The 22,319-nt window shown below is 73.1% G+C and carries 19 protein-coding genes; 13 read left to right on the forward strand and 6 right to left on the reverse strand.

The window, feature by feature from the left end; translation table 11 throughout:
* Window positions 1-147: 147 nt before the first annotated feature.
* Complete coding sequence (locus ACX25U_RS04985) at window positions 148-1,134, forward strand: DUF3048 domain-containing protein (protein WP_454389318.1); 987 nt, start codon at window positions 148-150, stop codon at window positions 1,132-1,134.
* A gap of 10 nt (window positions 1,135-1,144) precedes the next feature.
* Here ACX25U_RS04985 and ACX25U_RS04990 read toward each other — a convergent pair whose 3' ends face one another.
* The gene (locus ACX25U_RS04990; RefSeq protein ID WP_454389319.1) at window positions 1,145-1,609 is read right to left on the reverse strand and encodes a MarR family winged helix-turn-helix transcriptional regulator; all 465 of its coding nucleotides are present in this window, start codon (window positions 1,607-1,609) and stop codon (window positions 1,145-1,147) included.
* A gap of 234 nt (window positions 1,610-1,843) precedes the next feature.
* Between ACX25U_RS04990 and ACX25U_RS04995 the strand changes: the two genes are divergently transcribed.
* From ACX25U_RS04995 to pcaDC, 7 genes are read left to right on the forward strand one after another with little or no spacing between them, the layout of a single operon-like run.
* Complete coding sequence (locus ACX25U_RS04995) at window positions 1,844-2,599, forward strand: CoA transferase subunit A (RefSeq protein ID WP_454394095.1); 756 nt, start codon at window positions 1,844-1,846, stop codon at window positions 2,597-2,599.
* Window positions 2,599-3,243 carry a CoA transferase subunit B gene (locus ACX25U_RS05000; protein WP_454389320.1) on the forward strand — a complete coding sequence of 215 codons (645 nt, stop codon included), beginning with the start codon at window positions 2,599-2,601 and terminating at the stop codon, window positions 3,241-3,243. The genes ACX25U_RS04995 and ACX25U_RS05000 overlap by 1 nt, the downstream gene beginning before the upstream one ends.
* Window positions 3,240-4,442 carry a thiolase family protein gene (locus ACX25U_RS05005; protein ID WP_454389321.1) on the forward strand — a complete coding sequence of 401 codons (1,203 nt, stop codon included), beginning with the start codon at window positions 3,240-3,242 and terminating at the stop codon, window positions 4,440-4,442. Before ACX25U_RS05000 ends, ACX25U_RS05005 begins: the two co-directional genes overlap by 4 nt.
* An 18-nt stretch (window positions 4,443-4,460) precedes the next feature.
* Entirely contained in the window at window positions 4,461-5,234 is a 774-nt protein-coding gene (gene pcaH, locus ACX25U_RS05010; RefSeq protein WP_454389322.1) for a protocatechuate 3,4-dioxygenase subunit beta, read from the forward strand.
* A gap of 6 nt (window positions 5,235-5,240) precedes the next feature.
* Entirely contained in the window at window positions 5,241-5,846 is a 606-nt protein-coding gene (gene pcaG / locus ACX25U_RS05015; RefSeq protein WP_454389323.1) for a protocatechuate 3,4-dioxygenase subunit alpha, read from the forward strand.
* Window positions 5,843-7,195, forward strand: a complete 1,353-nt coding sequence (gene pcaB / locus ACX25U_RS05020; protein WP_454389324.1) for a 3-carboxy-cis,cis-muconate cycloisomerase — start codon at window positions 5,843-5,845, stop codon at window positions 7,193-7,195. The genes pcaG and pcaB overlap by 4 nt, the downstream gene beginning before the upstream one ends.
* Window positions 7,192-8,307: a bifunctional 3-oxoadipate enol-lactonase/4-carboxymuconolactone decarboxylase PcaDC gene (gene pcaDC / locus ACX25U_RS05025; protein WP_454389325.1), complete on the forward strand. Its 1,116-nt coding sequence runs from the start codon at window positions 7,192-7,194 to the stop codon at window positions 8,305-8,307. The genes pcaB and pcaDC overlap by 4 nt, the downstream gene beginning before the upstream one ends.
* A 361-nt stretch (window positions 8,308-8,668) precedes the next feature.
* On the opposite strand, the gene ACX25U_RS05030 is transcribed toward pcaDC, so the two are convergent.
* Window positions 8,669-11,347 (reverse strand): ATP-binding protein, encoded by a 2,679-nt coding sequence (locus ACX25U_RS05030; RefSeq protein ID WP_454389326.1) that lies wholly within the window; start codon window positions 11,345-11,347, stop codon window positions 8,669-8,671.
* 259 nt (window positions 11,348-11,606) lie between these two features.
* On the opposite strand from ACX25U_RS05030, the gene ACX25U_RS05035 reads away from it, so the two are divergent.
* Entirely contained in the window at window positions 11,607-12,662 is a 1,056-nt protein-coding gene (locus tag ACX25U_RS05035) for a DUF2510 domain-containing protein (RefSeq protein ID WP_454389327.1), read from the forward strand.
* A 123-nt stretch (window positions 12,663-12,785) separates the two neighbouring features.
* On the opposite strand, the gene ACX25U_RS05040 is transcribed toward ACX25U_RS05035, so the two are convergent.
* On the reverse strand, window positions 12,786-13,427 hold the full coding sequence (locus ACX25U_RS05040; RefSeq protein WP_454389328.1) for a TetR/AcrR family transcriptional regulator C-terminal ligand-binding domain-containing protein: 642 nt from the start codon (window positions 13,425-13,427) through the stop codon (window positions 12,786-12,788).
* 232 nt (window positions 13,428-13,659) lie between these two features.
* Between ACX25U_RS05040 and ACX25U_RS05045 the strand changes: the two genes are divergently transcribed.
* Window positions 13,660-14,751, forward strand: a complete 1,092-nt coding sequence (locus ACX25U_RS05045) for an LAETG motif-containing sortase-dependent surface protein (RefSeq protein ID WP_454389329.1) — start codon at window positions 13,660-13,662, stop codon at window positions 14,749-14,751.
* A gap of 81 nt (window positions 14,752-14,832) precedes the next feature.
* On the opposite strand, the gene ACX25U_RS05050 is transcribed toward ACX25U_RS05045, so the two are convergent.
* Window positions 14,833-16,374 (reverse strand): LCP family protein, encoded by a 1,542-nt coding sequence (locus ACX25U_RS05050; protein WP_454389330.1) that lies wholly within the window; start codon window positions 16,372-16,374, stop codon window positions 14,833-14,835.
* A gap of 165 nt (window positions 16,375-16,539) precedes the next feature.
* A complete protein-coding gene (locus ACX25U_RS05055; protein ID WP_454389331.1) occupies window positions 16,540-16,773 on the reverse strand; it encodes a hypothetical protein in 234 nt (77 codons plus the stop codon).
* A 473-nt stretch (window positions 16,774-17,246) separates the two neighbouring features.
* Between ACX25U_RS05055 and ACX25U_RS05060 the strand changes: the two genes are divergently transcribed.
* Window positions 17,247-17,621, forward strand: a complete 375-nt coding sequence (locus ACX25U_RS05060; RefSeq protein ID WP_454389332.1) for a hypothetical protein — start codon at window positions 17,247-17,249, stop codon at window positions 17,619-17,621.
* Window positions 17,622-17,625: 4 nt separating this feature from the next.
* On the forward strand, window positions 17,626-19,071 hold the full coding sequence (ftsW, locus tag ACX25U_RS05065; protein ID WP_454389333.1) for a putative lipid II flippase FtsW: 1,446 nt from the start codon (window positions 17,626-17,628) through the stop codon (window positions 19,069-19,071).
* A 27-nt stretch (window positions 19,072-19,098) separates the two neighbouring features.
* Here ftsW and rodA read toward each other — a convergent pair whose 3' ends face one another.
* Window positions 19,099-20,292 (reverse strand): rod shape-determining protein RodA, encoded by a 1,194-nt coding sequence (gene rodA / locus ACX25U_RS05070; RefSeq protein WP_454389334.1) that lies wholly within the window; start codon window positions 20,290-20,292, stop codon window positions 19,099-19,101.
* Between the two features lie 172 nt (window positions 20,293-20,464).
* On the opposite strand from rodA, the gene ACX25U_RS05075 reads away from it, so the two are divergent.
* A complete protein-coding gene (locus tag ACX25U_RS05075; RefSeq protein WP_454389335.1) occupies window positions 20,465-22,297 on the forward strand; it encodes a phosphatidylglycerol lysyltransferase domain-containing protein in 1,833 nt (610 codons plus the stop codon).
* Window positions 22,298-22,319: the final 22 nt, after the last annotated feature.

Raw genomic sequence — 22,319 nt, forward strand, 5'->3', positions numbered from 1 at the left:
GCGCGTCCGGGTACCCGGGCCCGAACCGGCGAACCGCGAAGGGCCGAACGGCCCAGTCCGACGCGCGCGATCAAAAGCGATCGGGTATGGCCACTCTTGAACGGACAAGTACACAATCGGAGACAAAGAGAGAAGGACGGGGGCCATATGACGGGCTTGGGACGAAGATCGCGGGCGCGGCGCGCCATGACGGCGGTGCTGCTGCTGTCCGCCCTGGCGGCGGGGTGCACGGCGCGGAGCGGCAGCGCCTCCGAGGACGGGCGGGGCGCGGGGGAACGCACGAAGAGCCCGTCGTCGGCGCCGACGCGGAGCCCGGAGCACGTCGGCCCGGTGCTCGCCGTCAAGATCGACAACGTGGTGCCGGCCCGCCCCCAGACCGGCCTCGACGCCGCCGACATCGTGTACGCCGAGCAGGTCGAGGGCGGGCTGAGCCGGCTGATGGCCGTCTACGCCACGAAGCTGCCCCCGGTCGTCGGGCCGGTGCGCAGCGCGCGCGAGGCCGATCTGGAGCTGCTGCGCCAGTTCGACCGCCCCACGCTCGCCTTCTCCGGCGCGCAGCACAAACTGCTGCCGCTGATCGACGCGGCCCCGCTGTCCGCCGAGACGCCCGAGAAGACTCCGGACGCCTACTTCCGGGGCGCCGGCCGGGCGGCCCCGCACAACCTCTACCTGCGCCCGGACCGGCTCCTGGCCTCCGCACCGGGCGCGGACGCGCTGACCACCGGCTTCCGCTACGGCCCGGCCCCGGCCGGCGGCCGTACCGAGACCTCGCGCACGGTCCGCTACCCGGCGGCCCGGTTCACCTTCACCTGGTCCGCGCGGCGGCACGGCTGGCAGGTGGCGATGGACGGCAGGACGGCCGTCACCGCCGGCGGCAAGCCTGTGACGCCCGCGACGGTGGTGGTGCAGCACGTGAAAGTACGCAGGTCGAGCCTGCACGACGCGCTCGGCAACCACACCCCGTACACCGAGACCGTGGGGTCCGGGACGGCGGAGGTGCTGCGCGAAGGGCGGGTCCACGACGTCACCTGGAAGCGGGCGCGGGCGGCGGACGGCACCGAGTTCACGGCCGCCGACGGCACGCCCGTGAACTTCGCCCGGGGCCAGGTCTGGGTGGTCCTCACCGGCCGGTGAGGCGTGTGCGTCAGGGCTGTGCGGCGAGAGGTTCCGCCGGGTTGCGCAGCCCCTCGGCCGCGTCCGCGACACGCAGGATGAGGTCGCAGAAGAGGGCCTGCTCCTCGGCGTCGAGCGGTCCCAGGAAGACCTGGTTCATCCGGGCGATCCGCACGGTGAGCTTCCGGTGGGTGCGCTCCCCCTCCTGAGTCAGCCGCAACAGGAAGCGGCGGCCGTCCTGCGGGTCACGCACCTTGTCGAGCAGCCCGCGGCGGCCGAGCCGGCTGATCACCTCGGCGATGGTGGACCGGTCGAGGCCCACCCGCTCCCCCACCGTGCGCTGGTCGAGCCCCGGCTCGGCGACGAGCGTGTTCAGGACCGCGAACTGCGGCGAGGTGATCTCCTCGGAGACCATCGTGTTCCACAACAGGTAGTGCGCCTGCTGCAGCCGCCGGGCCAGGTGCCCGGGGTGGGTCGAGAGGTCCACCGCGGCCATGTGCGCTCCTCGCGTCGGTCCGTCGTTTCGTCCGTGGCATTTACGTAGGTGCACTGAACGATACCGCTCGCGAGCCGTCAGCCACCCCGATACCCATGAGTCACTGACCGGCGGTTTTGCTCGGGTCTTGACTGCTCACGCCGCGAATGGCAGCGTGAGGGAAACCTCGGCGAAATACTCAGTGCCCTGACTATCCGGGGTGCTGGACGCTCGGTAGAGATGAGGCTTCTTTCGATGGACAAGGTGGTCGCCACAGCCCTGGAGGCGGTGGCCGATGTGCCGGAGGGCGCGTCGCTGGCGGTGGGCGGTTTCGGGCTCAGCGGTGTGCCGAACGTGCTGATCGGTGCGCTGTACGAGCGCGGGATCGGCGGGCTGTCGGTGGTCTCCAACAACTGCGGTGCGATGGAGTCCGGCCTGGCGGTGCTGCTCGCGGCCGGACGGATCGCGCGGGTGACCGGCTCCTACATCGGCGCGAACAAGGAGTTCGCCCGGCAGTACCTGTCCGGCGAGCTGGAGGTGGAGATGATCCCCCAGGGCACGCTGGCCGAGCGGCTGCGCGCCGGCGGCGCCGGGATCCCCGCCTTCTACACCCCGGCCGGCGTGGGCACACAGGTCGCCGAGGGCGGCCTGCCCTGGCGCTACGACGGCTCCGGCGGCGTGGCGCTGGCCTCGCCGCCCAAGGAGGTCCGCGAGTTCGACGGCACCGAGTACGTGCTCGAGCACGGCATCCGCACCGACTTCGCCCTGGTGCGGGCGGTGAAGGGCGACCGGCACGGGAACCTGGTGTTCAACAAGTCCTCCCGGAACTTCAACCCGCTGGCCGCGATGGCGGGCAAGGTCACCGTCGCCGAGGTGGAGGAGCTGGTCGAGCCGGGCGAGATCGACCCGGACGCGGTGCACCTGCCGGGCATCTTCGTCCAGCGGGTCGTGGCCCTCACCCCCGAGCAGGCCGCGGACAAGAAGATCGAGAAGCGGACGGTGAGCAACTGATGGCCTGGACGCGCGAAGAGATGGCCGCCCGCGCCGCGCGGGAACTCGAGGACGGTCAGTACGTCAACCTCGGCATCGGCCTGCCCACCCTGATCCCCAACCACCTGCCCGACGACGTCGAGGTCGTCCTGGAGTCCGAGAACGGCATCCTGGGCACCGGCCCCTACCCCACCGAGGACGCCGTCGACCCGGACCTGATCAACGCCGGCAAGGAGACCGTCACCGTCCTGCCCGGCGCCTCCTTCTTCGACTCGGCACTGTCCTTCTCGATGATCCGCGGCGGCCACATCGACGTCGCCGTCCTGGGCGCCATGCAGGTCTCCGCGAAGGGAGACCTGGCGAACTGGGCCATCCCCGGCAAGATGATCACCGGCATCGGCGGGGCCATGGACCTCGTCCACGGCGCCCGCACGGTCATCGTCGTGATGACCCACACCGCCAAGGACGGCTCCCCGAAGATCCTCGAGGAGTGCGCGCTGCCGCTGACCGGCAAGGCGTGCGTGAACCGGATCATCACCGACCTCGGCGTCCTCGACGTCACCGAGGACGGACTCCTGCTCGTCGAGACCGCGCCCGGCGTCACCGTGGACGAGATCACCGCCAAGACCGACGCCAAGCTGACCGTAGCGGAGGGCCTGAAGTGAAGGACGTCTACCTCGTCGACGCCGTACGCACCCCGATCGGCCGCTACAACGGCTCCCTGGCATCGGTGCGCCCGGACGACCTCGCCGCCCACGCACTGCGCGAACTCCTCGCCCGCTCCCCCGAGCTGGACCCGGCCCGGATCGAGGACGTCTACTTCGGCAACGCCAACGGCGCCGGCGAGGAGAACCGCAACGTCGCCCGTATGGCCGCGCTGCTGGCCGGCCTGCCCACCACGGTGCCGGGCGTGACCGTCAACCGGCTGTGCGCCTCCGGTCTGGAGGCGGTGATCCAGGCCGCCCGCGCCATCGCCGTGGGCGACGCCTCCATCGCCGTGGCGGGCGGCGTGGAGTCCATGACCCGCGCCCCCTACGTCCTGCCCAAGTCGGACAGGCCGTTCCCGGCCGGGCACGCCGAGCTGTACTCCACCACCCTCGGCTGGCGCATGGTCAACCCGAGGATGGACCCGCAGTGGACCATCCCGCTGGGCGAGTCCGCCGAGCTCATCGCCGACAAGCACAAGATCAGCCGTGAGCAGCAGGACGAGTTCGCCCTCGCCTCCCACCAGAAGGCGGCCAAGGCGCAGGCCGAGGACCTGTTCGACGCCGAACTGGCTGCGGTGACGATCCCGCAGCGCAAGGGCGAGGCGGTCGTCTTCGCCGCCGACGAGTGCGTACGGCCCGACGCCTCCCTGGCCGCGATGGCCAGGCTCAAGCCGTCCTTCCGCACCGAGGGCGGCACGGTGACGGCGGGCAACGCCTCGCCGCTGAACGACGGAGCCGCCGCCCTGCTCCTGGTGGACGAGGAGGGTCTGAAGGCCACCGGCCGCGAACCCCTCGCCCGGATCTCGGCCACCGGCGTGTCCGCCACCGATCCGCACTACTTCGGGCTCGCCCCCGTCGAAGCGGTCAACCGCGCCCTCGCCAAGGCCGGCAGGACCTTCGCCGACCTCGACGTCCTCGAGCTCAACGAGGCCTTCGCCGCCCAGGTGCTGGGCTGCCTGGCCGAGTGGCCCGAGTTCGACCCCGCGATCCTCAACCCCCAGGGTGGCGCCATCGCCCTCGGCCACCCGCTCGGCGCCTCCGGCGCCCGCCTCGCCGGCACCGTCGCCCACCAGCTCGCCCGCAAGGGCACCGGCATCGGTGTCGCCACCCTCTGCATCGGCGTCGGTCAGGGCCTCGCCCTCGTCCTCGAACGCTAGGAAGTGTTGGGAAACCCCATGACTCTCACTCAGCAGGACATCGACCAGGAGATCGCGGCCGAACACGCGGCGTACGAGAAGCGCCTCGCCGACGGCGCCCCCGTGGAGCACCACCCGCGCCGCGACTACGCGCCGTACCGCTCCTCGGTGCTGCGCCACCCCCAGCAGCCGCTGGTCGCCATCGACGTGTCCAAGGACCCGGAGCTGGTCGAGCTGTCCTCGCCCGCGTTCGGCGAGCGGGACATCACCGGGATCGACAACGACCTCACCCGGCAGCACACCGGGGAGCCCGTCGGCGAGCGGATCACCGTCTCCGGCCGGCTGCTGGACCGCGACGGGCGGCCGGTGCGCGGCCAGCTCGTCGAGATCTGGCAGGCCAACTCCGCCGGCCGCTACGCCCACCAGCGCGAGCAGCACGACGCCCCGCTGGACCCCAACTTCACCGGTGTGGGCCGTACGCTGACGGACGCGGACGGCTTCTACCAGTTCACCACGATCCAGCCGGGCCCGTACCCGTGGCGCAACCACCTCAACGCCTGGCGTCCGGCGCACATCCACTTCTCGCTGTTCGGCTCGGCGTTCACGCAGCGGCTCGTGACGCAGATGTACTTCCCGAACGACCCGCTGTTCCCGTACGACCCGATCCTGCAGTCGGTGACGGACGACGCCGCCCGGCAGCGGCTGGTCGCCACCTACGACCACAGCCTGTCGGTGCCGGAGTTCTCGCTCGGCTACCACTGGGACATCGTGCTGGACGGCCCGAACGCCACCTGGATCGAAGAAGGACGCTGACCTGCCATGACGAAGATCGACACGAGCAGCCCCGAGAGCGTGCTGCCCACGCCGTCGCACACGGTGGGCCCCTTCTACGGCTATGCGCTCCCCTTCCGCGGCGGCGAGGACGTCGCGCCCCTGGGGCACCCGGACACGGTCACCGTGCACGGGTACGTGTACGACGGCGAGGGCCGGCCGCTGCCGGACGCCCTGGTGGAGGTGTGGGGGCCGGACCCGGACGGCAACCTGCCGGCCGTCGACGGCTCGATGCGGCGCGACCCGGCCTCCGGTGACTTCCTCGGCCGCAACGGCGTGGAGTTCACCGGCTTCGGCCGCATCCAGACCGACACCGACGGCCACTGGTACGTGCGGACGCTGCGGCCCGGCGCGCGCGGGCAGAACGCCCCCTACCTCAGTGTGTGCGTGTTCGCCCGCGGGCTGCTCGTGCACCTGTTCACCCGGATCTACCTGCCCGGCGACGAGGCCGCGCTGGCCGCCGACCCGCTGCTCGCCCGGCTGGACGAGGAGCGACGCCGCACGCTGGTCCCGGTGCGGGAGGCCAGTGGGGCATACCGTTTCGACATCCGCCTTCAGGGCGAGGGCGAGACGGTCTTCCTGGAGTTCCAGTGACACCACCCGCTGCTGATCCGGCGTCGGCCGGCCTGGACGTGGGCCTGCTCGGTCCCGGCTGGGCCGGCTCCCCCGCCGCGTCCGCGACCAGCGACTCCGCCTACCTGGCGGCGCTGCTGGACGCGGAGGCCGCCCTCACCCGGGCCCAGGCCGCGCTCGGCCTCGCCCCGGCGGGGGCGGCCGAGGCGGTGACCCGGGCGGCGGATCCGGCCCGCTTCGACGTGGGCGGGCTCGCACAGCGCGCCCGCGGCGGCGGGAACCCCGTCATCCCCCTGGTCGCGGACCTCACCAAGGCGGTGGGCGAGGAGTACGGCCCCTACGTCCACCGGGGCGCGACCAGCCAGGACATCATGGACACGGCGACGATGCTGGTCGCCGTGCGCACCCTGGACCTGGTCCTCGCCGACCTGGTCCGCACCGGGGAGACGCTGGCCCGGCTCGCCGCCGAGCACCGCGACACCGCGATGCCGGGGCGGACGCTGACCCAGCACGCGGTGCCGACGACGTTCGGCCTGAAGGCGGCCGGATGGCGGTCGCTGGTGCTGGACGCCCGGGACCGGCTCGCCCGGGTACGGGACACGCTGCCCGTCCAACTCGGCGGCGCGGCGGGCACGTTGGCTGCCTTCTCGGCGTACGGCGCCGATGACCCGACCGCGCTGGTCGCGGCGTACGCCCGTGAACTGGGCCTGTGCGAGCCGCCGTTGCCCTGGCACACGCTGCGCACACCGGTCGCCGACCTCGCCGGATGCCTGGCCTTCGCCGCCGGGGCGCTGGGCAAGGCCGCGGTGGACGTGCTGGTGCTGTCCCGCACGGAGATCGCCGAACTCGCCGAGGGCAGTGGCGGCGGTTCGTCGGCCATGCCGCACAAGGCGAACCCCGTACGGTCCACCCTGATCGCCGCCGCGGCCCGGCGCGCGCCGCAGCTCGCGGCGACGCTGTACGCCTCGCTGGCAGCGGAGGACGAGCGGCCGCCCGGTGCCTGGCACGCCGAGTGGGAGCCGCTGCGGGAGCTGCTGCGGCTGGTCGGCGGCGCGGCCCGGGACGCCGCGGAGCTGACCGAGGGGCTGCGGGTGAACGCGGACGCGATGCGCGCACACCTCCACCTCACCCACGGGCTGATCGTCTCCGAGCGGCTGTCGGCGGAGCTGGCACCCGTGCTCGGCCGCGCCCGCGCGAAGGAGCTGCTCACCGAGCTCGCCCGGCGCTCCTACACCGAGGACCGCAGTCTCGGCGAACTCCTCGCCGAGCAGTCCGAGTTGAAGGACATCGAGCTGGACGAGCTCACCGACCCCGCCCGCTACACGGGCGCCGCCGCAACCCTCACCGACCGTGCTCTGGAGCGACGTTGACTCTGAACCACCTTGCCGAAGGCCCCGCTTCCGCCGCTCCGCTGCTGCTCGGGCCGTCGCTGGGCACCTCGTACGCGCTGTGGGACAAGGTCGCCCCCGAGCTGTCGATCTCCCACCGGGTGGTCCGCTGGGACCTGCCCGGGCACGGCGGTTCGCCGGCCGGGCTGATCGGGCCCGGTGCGACCGTCGGTGACCTCGCCGATCTGGTGCTGGCGCTCGCCGACTACCTCGGCATCCAGCGGTTCGCGTACGCCGGGGTGTCGCTGGGCGGTGCGGTGGGTCTGCACCTGGCCGTGCACCACCCCGAGCGCGTCGACTCGCTCGCCGTGATCTGTTCCTCGGCCCACTTCAACGGCGCCAAGGCGTGGCAGGAGCGGGCCGAGCGGGTCCGGCGGGAGGGACTGGACCGGCTGGCCGAGAGCGCGAACGCGCGCTGGTTCGCCGGTGACTTCACCGTGCCGGAGCTGGTCCGCGACCACCGGGAGGCCGACCCGGAGGCGTACGCCGCCTGCTGCGACGCGCTGGCCGCCTTCGACCTGACCGACCGGCTGCCGGAGATCGGCGCGCGCACGCTGCTCGTCGCGGGCCGTGAGGACCCGGCGACCCCGCCCGCGCATCTGCGGCAGATCGCGGACGCGGTGCCGGGCTCGGCGCTGGTCGAACTCCCGGGTGCCTCGCACCTGGCGCCCGCACAGTGCCCGGAGGCCGTCCTGGCGGCGCTGCGCACCCACCTCGACGGTGCTCCCCGGCGGGGTATGGAGGTGCGGCGCGAGGTGCTCGGCGACGCGCACGTGGACCGGGCGCAGGCCCGGCAGACCCCGTTCACGGCCCGCTTCCAGGACTTCATCTCCCGCTATGCCTGGGGCGAGATCTGGACCGACCCGACGCTGACCCGACGCGAGCGCAGCATGGTCACCATGACGGCGCTCGTCGCCCACGGCCACTACGACGAACTGGCCATGCACGTAAGGGCGGCCCGCCGCAACGGGCTCACCCCGGAGGAGATCGGCGCGGTGCTGCTGCAGAGCGCCGTGTACTGCGGGGTCCCGGCGGCCAACTCGGCGTTCGCGGTGGCCCAGCGGGTGCTGGCGGAGGAATCCGGCGAAGGCTGACCCCGGCAGCCCGGCGAGGGCTGGCGGAGGAATCCGGCGAAGGCTGACCCCGGCAGCCCGGCGAGGGCTGCGCGATGGGCGGTGCGGCTCCCGGCTCCGGGGCGGAGCCGCCGGGCACGAACCGCGGCCGCGGTCGGCGGCCTCCTGCCGACACGCCCGCCCGCGCCCGCGGGGTCGACTCGGCCGCGGCCGCCCGGCTTCGCCGGTCCGCGGCCGGTGCCCCGAGGCGCGTGGCCGGAGCCGACGGGCCCGAACCCCGGCTCGCGGTCGGCGGCCTGGCGCCGACGCGCCGACCCGAGCCGCGACCGGTGCTCCGAGAACCGCGGCGCGGCGGGCGGTGGCCGGTTGCTCGGTGTGCGGGCTACCGCAGACCGCGCTCCGAGTCCAGAACGTGCCGGGCCTGCGCCACCAGGCCGTCCGCGCCGCAGGAGCGGGCCAGTGCCAGGCCCCGCCGGAGTTCGGCGGCCGAGCGGGCGGCGATGCCGAACTCGACGCGGGCGGCGGCGTGTTCGTACTGGCAGGGGGAGGCTTCCAGGTAGGTGACGGCCTGGGCGGCCAGGCGGACCGCGCGCCGGCCGGTCTCCAGGGCGGCGGCGCAGCGCAGGGCCTCTCCTACGGCGGTGTCGGTGCCGAACCGCTCGGCCTGGCGACGGAGGTCGGCGGCGAGCCGGCCTGCCCGGGCGGGGTCGTCGGTGGCGAGCGCGCGGGCCAGGTCGGCCGCCCATGGCACCGTCACCGGGTTGTGGTGGCCGCGGGCGGCCGCCGCCTTCTCGGCCGCCTCCAGTTCGTTGACGCCCTCCTTGGTGCGGCCGAGGGCGAGCAGCAGTCTGCCGCGTACGCTGCGCGGGTCGGGGATGATGATGGTGGACGGGTAGGGCGGGGCGAACCCGTACCGCTCGGCGGCCTCCCATGCCTCCTCGACGTGGCCGCGGGCGAGCAGTGTGTCGACCAGGTTGCAGGTCGCGGTCCAGTACAGGGGCAGTCCGCGGCCGACCCGTTCGGCGAGCCGCACCGACTCGCGCAGTGCCGTCTCGGCCTCCCGCAGCCGGCCGCGCCTGCGGTGGCAGAGGCCGACGTAGGCGTGCGCGAGGGCGAGGTGGCCGCCGCTCCAGCCCGCGGTCTCGTAGGCGCGCACGGCCTCGGTGCAGAGGGCCTCGGCCCGGTCGAGGCGGTCGCTGAAGACGTAGGCGGCGGCGAGCATCAGCAGCAGCTCGATACCCCATTCGGCGTCGGTCCAGCCGAGCCCGGGTGCGAGGCGGCCGTTGACGAGGGCGCGGTCGCACAGTTCGACGGCCTCCTCGGCGCTCTCGCCGCGGGTCATGACGTCGAAGCCGCGCAGGATCAGCAGGGCGCGCTCGGCGTTGTCGCGTCCGGTGCGGCCCGCGGCGAGTTCGGCGAGCCGCTCGGAACGGTCCGGCGAGCCCGTCTCCCCGGCGTGCAGGCCCTCCCACATGTACTGCACGGCCTGCAGCCGCAGCCGGGTGGGCCCGGGTTCGTGACGGGCGGCCTCCGCCTCCACCGTGCGGACGGCCTCCTCCAGCTGGTTGTTGTGGAGCAGGGCCTGGGACAGCCGCCATACGGCGTCCACACGGGTGCCGCTGTCCAGGCCGGGCATGCTCAGCGCCCGCTGGAGGTGCTCGATGGTGGTGGCGGGCGCGGTCAGCAGCGTGGCGCAGCCCAGCTCGTAGAGCACGCGCGCGTGCACCTCGGGGGCCGGCGGTTCCAGCAGGGCTCGCTCCAGGCAGCGGCGGGCCGCGTCGGACGCGCCGACGGCGAGGTGTTCGCGGGCCGCCTGGCGCAGCTGCTCGACGAGTTCCTCGTCGTCGTCCGGGTGGACCTGGACGAGGTGCCGGGAGGCCGCGGCGGCGCCGAGTCCGGAGTCGGTGACGACCTGGGCGGCGATGCCGTGCATGGCGGTGCGCAGGGCGTCCGGTATGGAGTTGTAGACGGCGGTGGCGATCAGCGGGTGCACGAACTCCAGCTCGCCGTCGCCGCCTCGCGCGGTCGCCGGGTCGGGTTCGGTGAGGATGCGGGCGTCGCGCAGCAGTTGGGCGCAGCGTGCGGCGTCGTCGTGGCCCATGGTGGCGAGCCGGGCGACCAGGTCCACGGAGATGTCGGTGCCCAGGATGGCGGCGGCCCAGGCGAACCGGGTGGCGTCGATGCCGAGTTCCTCGAGGCGGGCGACGAGGCCGCCGCCGCGGGCGGAGCGGTTCAGGGCGCGCAGTTCGCCGGCCCGTGCCTCGACCGGTTCGAGTTCGCTGTCGCGCACCTTGGCGAGGAGTTCGACGGTCTCGTAGGGGTTGCCGCCGGTGACGGCCCACACCTCGCGGCAGAACGGGGCCTCGGCGTGCGGGCCGAGGGCGGTGCGGGTGAGTCCGGTGGTGGCCTCCGGGGTGAGGGCGCTCAGATCGCTGACGCCCGCGGCGGCGACGGCCGCGTCCAGGCTCCGGGCGCCGTCCCCGCCCGCCTCCGAGGGCCGGCGGGTGATGACGACCAGTACGGAGAGGTCGTCGAGGCGTTCGGTGAACGCGGCGAGCCAGCGCAGGGTCTCCTCGTCGGCCCAGTGGGCGTCGTCGATCAGCAGCACCAGCGGCCACTCGCGCTTGGCCAGCCGCCGGACCGCGGCGACCAGGCCGTCGCACACGCCCTGCGGGTCGGCCTGCCGCTCTCCGGGCTCCGCGATGCCGAGGGCGGGACCGGCGATGTCGTACCAGTCGCCGAGGTACTCGCGGGCCTCCCCGGGCATCAGCGCCATGAGCGCCGGCTGCAACAACTGCCGTACCACGTTGAAGGGGACGGACCGGAGGGTCTCGCCGCCGCGCGCCGACCACACGGTGCAGCCGCGCTGCTCGGCGATGCGCCGGGTCTCGGCCAGCAGGGCGGTCTTGCCCAGTCCGGCCTCGCCCTGGAAGACCAGCAGCCCTCCCGAGGACGAACGGTCGGCGCACAGGACGTCGACCGCGCGCTGGACGGTGGTGACTTCCTCGTCCCGCTCCCACAGGGAAGCCGAGGCGGCCGCGCCCGGCCGTACCTCCGTCATCCCGCTACCTCCCAAGTCGCCCGGTGGCGTGCAGACTTCGAGCGTAGCCGCCCAGTGGCCGCGGTGAAGAGGGTCTTCGTACCTGTTGCCATGACGGGTGACCTGCGATACAGGAGGGCGACGGGGCGGGCCTGTGACCAGTGCGGGCGGGCGCGGGAAGTCAACGGGCGTATGGCGTGGACGGGCGGCGGGGGGCGGGAGCGGGACCGGATCCGGGTCCTCTCATCGGGCTTTCACCGACGCCTCATACGGTGGGGGTATGACGCAGGTGACTCCTCCCGGGTGGTACCCCGACCCGGGGCAGACAAGTGACGGCCCCGCCACCGAGCGCTGGTGGGACGGTAAGGCGTGGACGGACCGGACCCGCCCGGCAGGGCCGGCCGCCGTATGGGGTCCCCCGGCGCAGCCGTCGGCCGCCGGACCGTCCCCGGCGTATCCGGGACACCCGGGGTACCCGGGGTATCCCGGCTTTCCGGGCCGGCCGCCGGCCTCCTCGCGCCGCGGTCTGCGCACCGGCGTCGCGGTCACCCTGGCCGCGGCGGTGCTGGCGAGCATCGGCGTCGGCGTGTACGCGCTGGGCAAGGACGGCGGCAGCGGCAGCCGGGCCGGGTCGCAGCAGGGGCCGGGCGGCCGGGGCGGCGGTCCGGGCGAGAAGGGCGACCCCTTCGGCGGATCGGGCGGGTCGGGTGACTCGGGCGGGTCGGGTGACTCGGGCGGGTCGGGTGACTCGGGTGGCTCGGGCGGGTCCGGCGGGTCCGGTGGCGGTCGGTCGGAGGCGCCGAAGATCAGGAGCGGTTCGGTGACCGACGCGCTCAGCGGTATCAGCCTGCCCATACCCGACGGCTGGTACGGCCGGCAGTTCGCGGTGGGCGCCCAGGTCACCTCCAGCGACTCCTACAAGTGCCCCGGCGATGCCGGCAAGAGCTGCACCAAGGGCGGCGCCTACTCCGCGCCCGCGATCGCGCTGGGCATCCGGGGCAGTACGGCGGAGGAGGTCGCCAAGGCCGACATCGCGGCGAACGCCGAGGGGTCCTACGGCGGCACGGCCTACGGCGGGATCACCTCGCACCAGGTCCTGGCCTCCGAGGCGGTGACGGTGGCCGGGCAGAAGGGCTACCTGGTCCGCTGGAAGGCCGTCACCCACGAGGGTGCCGACGGTTATGTGGAGTCGCTGGCCTTCCCCTCGCCGGCGAACGCGCGGCAGCTGGTCGTCGTCCGCTTCGGCGTGGACGCGGGTCAGGAGCAGTCCGTGATCGACGAGATCACCCGGGGCATCAAGGCGAGTCCGGGCGGCGGCAACGGCCGGAACGTCTGAGCCACCCCGGACAGACCCCGCGTCGGCCGGGTGGGGCGCCCCTCCGCTCCAGAGGTACCCCACCCGGCCGGGGTGCGCGCCGCCCCCGTCCCCACGGTGCGGCGCGAGCAGGTCACCGTCCGGTCATCCCGTGGACGGCGGCCTGAGCCGTGAACCGAGGCCGAGCGCGGGCAGCACCGCGGCCTCCATGAACCGGACCAGATAGTCCGGGTCGGCGTACTCCCCCTCCAGCACGGGCCGGATGCGCAGGGCGCCGAACATCTGCGCGGGCACGAACTCCAGCGCCGGGTTGTCGGCGTCGACCTCGCCGCGCTCCACCCCGCGCCGCAGGATCTCCCGCAGCGCGGCGACCTCCGGCTCCACGAGCGTCTCGCGCAGTGCCCGCTTCAGCTCGGAGTCCGCCGTGATCGCGTGCCCGAGCGCCTGGAGGAGGCGGGTGTCCTCGCCCGACCACTCCCCCGCGGCCCGCGCGACCCGCCGCAGGTCCTCGGCGAGCGAGCCGGTGTCGATGCCGGCGAAGCGCGAGCGGCCGGTGGAGCGCAGGGCGGCCGCCACGAACCGCGGCTTGGTCCGCCACTGCCGGTAGAGCGTGGACTTGCTGCACCGGGTGGTGGCGGCGATGCCCTCCATGGTGACGGCGTCGTAGCCGCACTCGCGGATCTGCTCGAGCACGGCGTCGAAGAACTCCTGCTCACGCTCGGGCGTGAGCTTGGAGCGGCGCGAGGCGACAACCGTCTCCGGTCGGTCCACGGCCTGCGACGTCATCGCTCTGCTCCTCACTCGTGTCCAGAGGGCTTGGTGCCCGCTTTCCTGCGGCGTACACCCATCGATGCGCGAGTGTACCGGTACGGGAACGTATCGGTACGCCACCGTATCGATGCCCGACGGAAGAAGGTGGCGCACATCACACATTGAAGCGCGGGATTGTGGGCAACCCTTCGCGATCGTCGGCGATCTTCATTGCGAAAACACTGACCACTCTCGTTCTGAGGTTCGCATGAAGATTCGCCGTTCCCTGGCACTCGCCGCAGCCACGGCAGCCATCGCACCTGCCGTTCTTCTTGCGGCCCCGGCCGCCTACGCGCACGAAAAGCCGTCCTCCCCGACCACCGAGTCGACCGCCACCGAGGACAAGCCGAACACCACCGAGGACGGGTCGAAGACCACCGAGGACGAGCCGAACTCGTCCGAAAGCGCGTCCTCCCCGGCGTCCGAGGACACGAAGACCGACGAGGGCGAAAAGACCGACGAGGGCGAAAAGGCCGGCGAAGGCAACAAGGCCGGCGAGGGCGAGAGCGGTTCCTCGGACGCCTCCGCGCCGACGACCCCGAGCCCCTCTGCCCCGGTCTCGCCCTCCGCCTCGCCGTCGACGGGCCCGCAGGAGTGCAAGGAGGCCGAGGAGCCCGAGGACTCGAAGCTCGACAAGAACCTGCGCACCAGCCTGTCCGGCCTGCCTTCGAAGATCGTCGCGGGCAGCGGCTTCCACAACTTCAAGCTGAACGTGAAGAACTCCGGCAGCAACGCCTACCAGCGTGTCGACATGGGCGTGTTCGCCTTCCAGATCGACGAGCAGGACTTCTCCTTCAGCACCAACTACCTCACCCTGCAGTTCAAGGACCCGTCCACGGGCAAGTGGGAGAACATCTCCCTGGACGAGGACAACGAGGCCGCCGGCTACCTCGGTTACACCGATGTCAGGGCCAAGGAGTCCTTCTCCATCGACCTGCGGCTGAGCGTGGACAAGAAGGCCCCGGCCGGCCTCGGGGTCGCCATCAGCATCGGCATGTACGCCGACGACCAGGGCAACTGCGTCTACGCCAACGACGACGACTTCTACGAGTTCGACATCCTCAAGGCCGGCTCCAACGCGAGCACCCCGGGCGACGCCAAGCCGCAGGGCGGCAAGAAGCCGCTGCCGGCGAAGCCCGCCGGCAACACCAAGATCGTGCCGCAGGGCCGCCTCGCCGAGACCGGCTCCAGCTCGGCGCTGCCGACGATCGCGATGGCGGGCGGCGCGGCGGTCGCCGTCGGCGTGGGCGCCATGTTCGTGGTGCGCCGCCGCAAGGCGGGCAACGGCGCGACGGCCTGACCGCGCCCCTGACGCACTGATCCACGAGGGCCGCACCCGCACACGGGCGGGTGCGGCCCTTCGCCGTGCCGGAGCGTCCCCCTATCCGTAGGACAGGTCGGAGCACGGGTCGTCGTCGGCCGAGCGGGCGTCCGCCGCCACCGACGTGGGGACGGAGGTCGGCGTGGGAGAGGCTTCGTTCGCCGCGCTCGTGAAGTCCTCCCCCAGGATCACGTTGATGCCCGCGCCGGTCAGGGGCTGGAGTTCGGCGCCGGGGAAGAGCCGGGCGACCGTCTCTGCCTGGGCCTGCCGGCCGGGACCGTACTGGATCAGCGTGGTGGCGTGGTTCTGGCTGCCCGCGTTCCCGGTGCCGGTGATGGTGAAGCCGTGGCCGGTGAGGGTGGCGGTGCCGCGGAGGGCGAGGCCGGGGGTGGTGGTGCCGTTGTAGACGGCCACGTCGATGCCCTTGCCGGACGCACTCGGACCGGCGCCCGGGGGCGGGGAGGCATTCGCCTTGGCCTTCTTGCCGCCGGCGTCCGCGCCGTCGATGGTGCGGTCGGCCTTGAGCGCGGCCCACAGTTCGGAGGCGTCCGGCTCCACGATCGCGACCCGTGCGCCCTGGTAGCGCCAGGGCACGGTGACGAACTTGGTGTTGTGCAGGTCGATGTCCTTCAGGGACATCGCGAACGACAGCAGCTTCTCGGCCGACCCCAGCCCCGGGTCGACGGTGAGCGACTTGGTGGCGGCGTCGGCCAGCGGAAACAGCTTGGTGGGGGTGAACCCGTCGGCTTTGACCTTCTTGATGAGGCTTGCCACGAACGCCTGCTGGCGTTTGATGCGGCCTATGTCGGAGCCGTCGCCGATGCCGTGCCGGATCCGGACGTAGTCCAGCGCCCGCTGCCCGGAGACGGTCTGCTCGCCCTTGCCGAACAGCAGCGAGCCGCGGGTGGCCCGGTTGGGGTTGAGGTCTTTCTGGTACACGTCCTGCGGCACGCACACCGGCACCCCGCCCACCACGTCGGTGAGCGACGCGAACCCCTTGAAGTCGACGACGACGGTGTGGTCCACGCGCAGTCCGGTGAGCTGCTCGACCGTGTTCTGGGTGCAGGCCGGGTTGCCCTTGGGAGTGTTGCCGACGGAGTAGGCAGCGTTGAACATCGTGCTCGGCTGCGGTTCGGTCCAGCTGCCGTCGGGGAGCTTGCACGGCGGGATGGTGACCAGGGTGTCCCGGGGGATGGACACGGCCAGGGCGTGCCGGTGGTCGGCGTAGACGTGCAGCAGGAAGGCGGTGTCGGAGCGGCCTATGTCGTCCTTGCTGCCGCCGCCGAGGGCGGCGTTGCCCTCGGTGCGCGCGTCGGAGCCGATGACCAGGACGTTCTCGCCCTTGGACGAGCCGGTCCCGGGTCGGTTCCTGGACAGGCCGTCGGCGCCGAAGGTGTCGATGTTGCCGTTCAGCTTCAGATAGAACCAGCCCAGCCCCGCCGTGCCGAGCACCAGCAGGGACAGGGTCATGGCCAGGGCGATCCGGACGGGGGTGCGCTTGCGGCGGTCGCCGGTCGCGCGGCGGCGGGATCCGCCCCGGCGCGGGGGCGGCACGCCCTTGCTGCGTCGGCGTGGAGGAGCGGTCCTGTGGCTGGTCGTCATGCGCGCACCCTCATCCGTCGTACTCATGCAGAGGGGACGCCTGGCCCCACCCAACAGTTCCAGAGTTGCGCAATCTAGCAACAGTTGATGAGAGTGCGCCGTGACGGAGTGCACAATCGGCGCGCACCACCGCTCGGCGCCGCGGCACCCCGGCCGGCGACCCGGTCAGGGGCTGGCCACGTCGAAGCCGTACCGCAGGGGCTCGCTCTTCACGCGGACGTCGCGGCGGTAGACGTACACCGCGTCCACACGCACATCGGCCGACGGCGCCTCCACCTGGCAGAGGATGGACACCTGAAGCACCCAGGGCCGGCCGGCGACCTCGATCCGCATCCCGTCCGCGGGCCCGCCCTCGAGCACCGCCGCCTCCCGTACCGTCGCGCCAACAGCAGCATCCATGGTGAACAGTTTAGAGCTTGCGCAATTGTTTACCCGACGTACGGAGGATCCCGCCAGGGCGGGCCCTTGGCAGTTCCACGCCGCCGGACAGCGAGACGGCGGCCGGGAAGAAGGTCTCGATCCGGGGGGCCGCCGGGGACGTCCATGCACTCGGTACCCCTCGGCGGGGCGAGTACGGCCCGACAGGCGGGCCGGGTGCTCGGCAGCACGCCGGGCCGGCCGAGCACCGGGCCCCGGGTGCGCCGGCTCAGGCGCGGCCGACACACCACTGCGTCCACGGCGAACGTCACCGCCGCACGGCGGTGGGCATGCCGGCAGCCCGGCACCGCGACCGGGTCCGCCGGCCGTACGGTGGACCGGCGGTGAAGGCGCTGCTCCATCGGACGGGACACCCTGTCCGACTCGCGATCATCTCCGGTCACCGAGCTTGCCCGGTTGGCGAGTTGGGGTCATCACCAGGGAGGATGGGCGACGTGAGTCATACTGCCGACACCGTCATGGTCTTCGACCGGGACGGGGAACTCGTGGTCCTCCCCTCGCTCCGCGCCGCGGAGGAGCAGCTGGAGGCGATGGACGTGGCGGACGGGGAGTACGCCGCCTTCACCACCGAGGGGCGCGTCGTCGAACTGCGCGCGCCGGAGGGCGCGGAAGGTCCTGTCCTGGCCGCGCGCACCGGGGAGGACGGCCGGGAAGACCTGGAGCGCCACCTCGCCCGCTTTTGGCACCGCCGCCCCGGCCACGCCCCGCCGGGCCCCGAGGACACCGCCCGCCTCCTGCCGGACGGCGGGCCACGGCCCATGCGCCGGCTGAAGAACCCCTTCCGGCGCCGGCGCGGACCGCGCCGCTGACGGGATGGGGATTTCACCGGCGCCGGAGCGCCGTGCGCCCGATGACCGGGCGCGCCGGTCTACGGTTGCGCATGTGCGCAATTCACAGAGTGTCCGGGCGGGGAAGCGAGCGCCGGGTGCGGGGCGTGCCACGGCGACGCGTGGACGCGGGCGGGCCGAACGGGCCAGGCGTGTCGAGGCAACGGCGATCCGGCCGCGCGCCGGACTTCCCGGCCGGGTGGCCGTGCCCGCGAGGGGTCGCCCGCACCGTACCGTGGCGCGGCTGCGGCGGGCCTGGGACCGGCCACTGACCGCCTACTACCTGGTGACGGGCAGCGCGGTGCTGATCGCGGGCCTGGGGCTGGTGATGGTGTTCTCCTCCTCGCAGATCCAGGCCCTGCGCCAGGGGCTGCCGCCGACGTTCTACCTGCGCCGGCAGGTCATGGCCGCGGCGGCCGGCGCCGCGCTGGCGCTGCCGGCCGCCCGGATGCCGGTGAAGTGCCACCGGTGGCTGGCCTATCCACTGCTGGGCGGGTCCATACTGCTGCTGGCGCTGGTACAGGTGCCGGGGCTGGGGCGGACCGTCAACGGCAACACCAACTGGCTCGTCCTGGGCGGCCCGTTCGTGCTGCAGCCCAGTGAGTTCGCGAAGGTCGCGTTCATCGTGTGGGGCGCGGACCTGCTGGCCCGCAAGCAGCAGCACGGGCTGCTGGGCCAGTGGAAGCATCTGCTCGTACCGCTGGTGCCCGGCGCGCTGCTGCTGTTGGGGCTGATGATGCTCGGCGGGGACATGGGGACCGCGGTCATCCTGTGCGCGGTGCTGTTCGGTCTGCTGTGGCTGGCCGGTGCGCCTCTGCGACTGTTCGCGGCCGCCCTGACGGGGGCGGGGCTGCTCGCCACCGTACTGATCACGACCGCCCCGCACCGCGTGTCCCGGTTCGCCTGCCTCGGCGCGAGCGACCCCGGTCCGGACGACCAGTGCTGGCAGGTGGTGCACGGCCTGTACGCGCTGTCCACGGGCGGCCCGTTCGGCAACGGAATCGGCGCCGGCATCGAGAAGTGGGGCCAACTGCCCGAGCCGCACACCGACTTCATCTTCGCCGTCACCGGAGAGGAACTGGGCCTGGTCGGCACCCTCTCCGTGCTGGGCCTGTTCGCGGCGCTGTTCGCGGGCGGTCTGCGGATCGCCGCCCGCAGTACCGACCCGTTCGTCCGCCTGGCGGCCGGCGGCATCGTCACCTGGCTCGCGGTCCAGTCCTTCATCAACCTCGGCGGGGTCCTCGGGCTGGTGCCGGTCGCGGGCGTGCCCCTGCCGCTGTTCTCCTACGGCGGCAGCGCGCTGATCGCCGCCCTGTACGCCGTAGGACTCCTGCTCGCCGCGGCCCGCGGCGAACCCGCGGTCCGTACGGCGCTGGCCGGCCGCCGTCGGCGGGTGCGCTCGGCCCTGTCGCGCCGCCGGGGGCGCCGCTGAGGCCGGCCGGGCGGCGCGCCGCCGGGATCAGGCGGACAGCGGGCGTTGCAGCCGGATGCCCTGCAGGATGCCCACGGCGATCCAGGCGGCGAACATCGACGAGCCGCCGTAGCTGACGAACGGCAGCGGCAGCCCGGTGACCGGCATGATGCCGAGGTTCATGCCGATGTTCTCGAACGCCTGGAAGGCCAGCCAGGACGCGATCCCGGCCGCGACCACCGTCCCGTACAGGTCGGGGCAGTCGCGGGCGATGCGCAGCGTGCGCCACAGCACCACGCCGAGCAGGGCGATCAGTGCCCCGGCGCCCACGAAGCCCAGCTCCTCCCCCGCCACGCTGAAGACGAAGTCGGTCTGCTGCTCGGGCACGAACTGCCCGGTGGTCTGCGCGCCGTGGAACAGCCCCTGTCCGGTGAGGCCGCCGGCCCCGATCGCGATCCGGGCCTGGCCGGTGTTGTAGCCCACCCCGGCGGGGTCCAGGGCCGGGTCGGCGAACGCGGCGAACCGGTTGATCTGGTACTGGTCCAGCAGACGCAGCTGCCACACGGCCACGGCCCCGAGGGCGCCGGCCGTCAGCAGTCCGGTGACCCAGCGGGCGGAGGCGCCGGAGGCGAGCAGCACCCCGAGTACGATCACACCGATGCCCATGAACTGGCCGAGGTCCGGGGTGAGCAGGACGAGCAGGGCGGGGACGCCTGCCACCGCCAGGGACTCCAGGACGCTGCGGCTGTCCGGGCGCGGCCGGTCGCCGGCGTCCACTTCGGTGGCCAGCAGCAGGGCCATGGCCAGCACGATGGTGACCTTGACGAACTCCGCGGGCTGGATGGACATTCCGGCGATCACGAGCCAGCGCCGTGCCCCGTTGATCGTGGCGCCCACCGGGGTCAGCACCAGCAGGACCAGCGACAGGGTGACGCCGTAGAGGACGGGGACGAGGTCGCGCAGCCGGCGCGGGCCCAGCCGTACGACGCCGACGGCCAGGGCGATCCCGATCACGGTGTTGATCACTTGGCGGGTCAGGAAGGCGTACGGGTCGCCGTCCGTCAGCTGGGTGCGCCCCCGGGTCGCGGAGTACACCAGCAGCGCGCCGAGGACCGACAGCGCGAGCGCGGCGCCCAGCAGCGGCCAGTCCAGCCGCCGCAGGACCGAGCCGGGAGGCGGCCAGAGGCGCCGGCCCTCCGTCCGGGCTCCCCAGGTTCCCGTGAGCCCGCTCCCGACGTCCATCGCCGCCTCCTTCCCTCCGGGTGTGCCCGGCGGGCCGCACCGAGTCCCGTACGACGCGGAACCTATCATCAACCAGTTGCGCAACTTCTTAAGCGAAACATGTCGCCGTGTGGCGCGTTCACGGCACCCCGCCCGTGGTCAGGCCGCTCACCAGGCCGTACGCTGACCCCTCGTGAAGGATTCCGTGGCCACGGGTGAACGCTCCTCGCGGACCCGTCTTCGCTCTGTTTCGTACAACCGGGTGCCGGCCGTGGCCGGCTACCTGTGCCTGCTCGTGGGTGTACTGGACGTACTGGGGGCGATCTTCCCCCGTATGCGCCATGGGCGGGTGCACACCCTCGCGGTGGCCCTGCCCGGGGCGGTGTCCACCCTGGCGACCGCCGCCTCGCTGATCGTGGGCGTGTCGATGGTGATGCTCGCGCACGCCCTGCGCCGCCGTAAGCGGCGTGCCTGGCGGGCGGTGATGCTGCTGCTGCCCGCGGGCGCGGTACTGCAACTGCTGCGCTGGCACCAGCACGTGCCGGGCGTGGTGACCGTGCTGCTGTTCGTCCTGCTGCTGGTCGCGCGCCGGGAGTTCTACGCGCTGTCCGATCCGCGCACCCGGTGGCGGGCCCTGTGGAACTTCCTCGTCCTGGGCGCCTTCAGCTTCGGCGCGGGCCTGCTGATCGTCAGCGCGCACCCCAAGGCCGAGACCGGCGCGCCCGACCTGACCGACCGGCTCCAGCACGTCGCCTACGGCCTGACAGGCATCGAGGGGCCGGTCCACTACGCCGTCGATCGCACCGGCGACCTCGTGTACTACTCGCTCGCCGGGCTGGGCCTGCTGACCGCGGCGACCACCATCTACCTCGCGCTGCGCCCCTCCACGCCCGTGCCCTTCCTCGGCGAGGAGGAGGAACGGCGGCTGCGCGCGCTGCTCGACCGGCACGGGGAGCGGGACTCGCTCGGCTACTTCGCGCTGCGCCGCGACAAGAACGTCCTGTTCTCCCCCTCCGGCAAGGCGGCGATCGCCTACCGGGTGGTGTCCGGGGTGATGCTCGCGGGCGGTGACCCGATCGGCGACGTGGAGGCCTGGCCCGGCGCCATCAAGGAGTTCATGGACACCGCCGCCCGGCACGCCTGGGTGCCCGCGGTGATGGGATGCAGCGAGACCGGCGGCGAGGTCTGGACCCGCGAGGCCGGGCTGAACGCGCTGGAGATCGGCGACGAGGCCGTCGTCGACACCGGCGCCTTCACCCTGTCCGGGCGACCGATGCGCAATGTCCGGCAGATGGTCAACCGCATCGAACGCGGCGGCTACACCTGCCGTATCCGCCGTGTGCGGGACCTGTCCGGGCAGGAGAAGGAGCAGATCCGCGCGGCGGCCGCCGCCTGGCGCGGCACCGAGGTGGAGCGCGGCTTCTCCATGGCGCTGGGCCGCTTCGGCGAGCGGGACGACGGAGACTGCGTGGTCGTCACCGCGCACAAGGAACCGGAGGACGGCGCCCCCGCGCCGGGCGGGGACATCCGCGCGGTCCTGCACTTCGTGCCCTGGGGCAGGGACGGGATCTCCCTGGAGCTGATGCGCCGCGACCGCACCGCCGACCCCGGCCTGAACGAACTCCTCATCGTCAAGGCCCTCCAGCAGGCGCCCGGCCTCGGCGTCCGCCGGGTCTCGCTGAACTTCGCCATGTTCCGCGCCGCCCTCGCCCGCGGCGAGCGCCTGGGCGCCGGGCCGGCCCTGCGCGCCTGGCGCGGCCTGCTGCTGTTCCTCTCCCGCTGGTTCCAGATCGAGTCGCTGTACAAGTTCAACGCCAAGTTCCAGCCCGCCTGGGAGCCGCGCTTCCTGGTCTATCCCACGGCCCGCGACCTGCTCCGCATCAGCCTGGCCGCGCTCCAGGCCGAGGCGTTCCTCAACCTGTCGTGGCCCGTGCCGTGGCGGCGGAAGCCCGAACAGGTCCCCGCGGAGGTGCGGGCCGCCGCCGAGCGTCCCGGAGGACCACCGGCACCCCGGTCACCTGGATGATCGACCGGCCGTCCTCCACGTC

This window comes from Streptomyces sp. JNUCC 63, assembly GCF_054366325.1.

Coding starts and splice junctions, on each gene's coding strand:
- ACX25U_RS04995 (WP_454394095.1), top strand. CDS start 1,844: ATGGACAAGGTGGTCGCCACAGCCCTGGAGGCGGTGGCCGATGTGCCG.
- ACX25U_RS05000 (WP_454389320.1), top strand. CDS start 2,599: ATGGCCTGGACGCGCGAAGAGATGGCCGCCCGCGCCGCGCGGGAACTC.
- ACX25U_RS05035 (WP_454389327.1), top strand. CDS start 11,607: ATGACGCAGGTGACTCCTCCCGGGTGGTACCCCGACCCGGGGCAGACA.
- pcaH (WP_454389322.1), top strand. CDS start 4,461: ATGACTCTCACTCAGCAGGACATCGACCAGGAGATCGCGGCCGAACAC.
- ACX25U_RS05040 (WP_454389328.1), bottom strand. CDS start 13,427: ATGACGTCGCAGGCCGTGGACCGACCGGAGACGGTTGTCGCCTCGCGC.
- ACX25U_RS04985 (WP_454389318.1), top strand. CDS start 148: ATGACGGGCTTGGGACGAAGATCGCGGGCGCGGCGCGCCATGACGGCG.
- ACX25U_RS05030 (WP_454389326.1), bottom strand. CDS start 11,347: ATGACGGAGGTACGGCCGGGCGCGGCCGCCTCGGCTTCCCTGTGGGAG.
- ftsW (WP_454389333.1), top strand. CDS start 17,626: ATGGGGATTTCACCGGCGCCGGAGCGCCGTGCGCCCGATGACCGGGCG.
- rodA (WP_454389334.1), bottom strand. CDS start 20,292: ATGGACGTCGGGAGCGGGCTCACGGGAACCTGGGGAGCCCGGACGGAG.
- ACX25U_RS05050 (WP_454389330.1), bottom strand. CDS start 16,374: ATGACGACCAGCCACAGGACCGCTCCTCCACGCCGACGCAGCAAGGGC.
- pcaG (WP_454389323.1), top strand. CDS start 5,241: ATGACGAAGATCGACACGAGCAGCCCCGAGAGCGTGCTGCCCACGCCG.
- ACX25U_RS05055 (WP_454389331.1), bottom strand. CDS start 16,773: ATGGATGCTGCTGTTGGCGCGACGGTACGGGAGGCGGCGGTGCTCGAG.
- ACX25U_RS04990 (WP_454389319.1), bottom strand. CDS start 1,609: ATGGCCGCGGTGGACCTCTCGACCCACCCCGGGCACCTGGCCCGGCGG.
- ACX25U_RS05045 (WP_454389329.1), top strand. CDS start 13,660: ATGAAGATTCGCCGTTCCCTGGCACTCGCCGCAGCCACGGCAGCCATC.